Below are 2060 nucleotides of genomic sequence, written 5' to 3' on the forward strand. Positions count from 1 at the left end.
GGGTCAGGGCGCCATGAGCCTCGGCTGGCGGGGGGTGACGAGTGGTGCGTCAGGGCGCCGTGAGCCTCGGTTGGGGTGGCGGCGGGTCGGGTGGGGCCCGGAAGCCGCGGGTCTCGGTCGAGGGCGGTGATGGGCGACACGGGACGGGGGGCAGGACGCCGCCCGTCTCGGTCGAGGCGGTGGGCGACGAGGTGGGAGGACCGCCCGGCGGTCGTGCCCGGTGCCGAGGCAATAGGCTGGGGGCGTCGACGTCAGCACCACGTCGTCGCCGCTCAGACGGCGACGGCATCCCGCGCCGAGGAGCCATCCGCCGTGTCAGAGCCTTCCGCCGCCTCCGGCGGGGAGACCCCGTTCCGCCCCCGTGCGTCCCTCCGCACCGCCGTGGTGTGGGAGGTCCTCAAGGACGCCCTGGACCGCCGGGCGAAAGCCGCGGATGTGCCCGGCGGGGTCCTGGACGTGCTGGACACGGGCGGCGGCACCGGCAACTTCGCGGTGCCGGTCGCACGGCTCGGCCACCGGGTGACCGTGGTCGACCCCAGCCCGAACGCGCTGTTCGCCCTGGAGCGGCGGGCCGCCGAGGCCGGGGTCGCCGACCGGGTGCGCGGCGTCCAGGGCGATGCCCACGGACTCTTCGACGTGGTCGAGCGGGCCGGCTATGACGTGGTGCTCTGCCACGGCGTGCTGGAGTACGTGGACGACCCCGCCGAGGGGGTACGGAACGCCGCCGCCGCCCTCCGCCCCGCCGGCACCCTCAGCCTGCTCGCGGCCGGGCTCGGCGGCGCGGTGCTGGCCCGTGCGCTGGCCGGTCACTTCACCGAGGCCCGGCGGGCCCTCGGCGACCCGGCGGGCCGCTGGGGCGAGGGGGACCCGGTGCCGCACCGCTTCACCGCCGAGCAGCTGACCGGACTGGTCGGCGACGCCGGGCTGCGGGTGGGTTCGGTGCACGGCGTACGCGTCTTCGCCGACCTGGTGCCCGGCGTGCTGGTGGACACCGAGCCCGGTGCCGTGGACGCCCTGCTCCAGCTGGAGACGGCCGTCGCGGAACTGCCCGCCTTCCATTCCGTGGCGAGCCAGCTGCACGTGCTCGCCGAGCGGGACTGACGCCCCGACGGGGCGGCGCCGTCCGCCACCTCGGCGGGCGGGCCCGGGTCGTACCAGGCCGCCGGCGCGCGAACGCCGCTTCCCTGTGCCGCTCGGCGGCACAGGGGGAGGCCACCGCCCACGCGATCAGCGGCTTCGCCCCGTATGATCGGGGGAACCGTCCGGCATGGCGGGTCGGCGGGTGGGGAATGCAGCTTTCAGCACCACCATCCACCACGACGATGCCGGTGGGTTGATTGGCGCAGAGGGGCGGGTTTCACGGGGGCGAATCCCTGCCTATCCTGAAAGGGTCGCACGACCCGGTCGCCCCCCGCGACCGACGAGTAGGAGGACTCCGTGCCGCTCTCGGAGCACGAGCAGCGCATGCTCGAGCAGATGGAGCGAGCGCTGTATGCCGAAGATCCCAAGTTCGCGACAGCGCTTGAGGGCAGCGGCCTGCGCACGCACACCCGGCGACGGGTCTATCAGGCAGCCGCTGGTTTCCTGGTGGGTATCGCGCTCCTGATGGTCGGCGTGGTGATCCAGCAGATCCCGGTCAGTGTGGTGGGCTTCCTGGTCATGCTCGGCTGTGCCGTGCTGATGGTCACCGGCTGGCGCAAGGCCCCCAGGTCCGAGCCCCGGTCCGGTGGTCCGGGAGGCAGGCTGGCCGCCCCACGTCAGGGCAGGCAGCGCCGTTCGATGATGCACCGGATCGAGGAGCGGTGGCAGCGCCGCCGCGACGAACAGGGCCACTGAGCCACCCGGCGCCGGCTCGGTGCCGGCGCACCAGAGTCTGACGGAGGGCGGACGCCGCGAGGCGTCCGCCCTTCCTCGTGTGCCCGGCCCGCCGCCAGGCCGTCCAAGGACGAGCTGAAGGCGCACCTGGAGTTCCTGGCCGAGGCCGAGAAGCGCGACCACCGCAAGCTCGGCACCGAGCTCGACCTGTTCTCCATCCCGGAGGAGCTGGGTTCGGGTCTGGC

At 74.3% G+C, this 2060-nt stretch carries 2 protein-coding genes; both read left to right on the top strand.

The features are described 5' to 3' along the window. The first annotated feature begins 312 nt into the window (after positions 1–312). Entirely contained in the window at positions 313–1101 is a 789-nt protein-coding gene (locus E4099_RS31530; protein ID WP_135342514.1) for a methyltransferase, read from the top strand. A gap of 336 nt (positions 1102–1437) precedes the next feature. Continuing rightward, a complete protein-coding gene (locus E4099_RS31535) occupies positions 1438–1836 on the top strand; it encodes a DUF3040 domain-containing protein (protein WP_135342515.1) in 399 nt (132 codons plus the stop codon). The last annotated feature ends 224 nt before the right edge of the window (positions 1837–2060 follow it).

The organism is Streptomyces palmae, assembly GCF_004684805.1.
Classification (GTDB): Bacteria; Actinomycetota; Actinomycetes; order Streptomycetales; family Streptomycetaceae; genus Streptomyces; species Streptomyces palmae.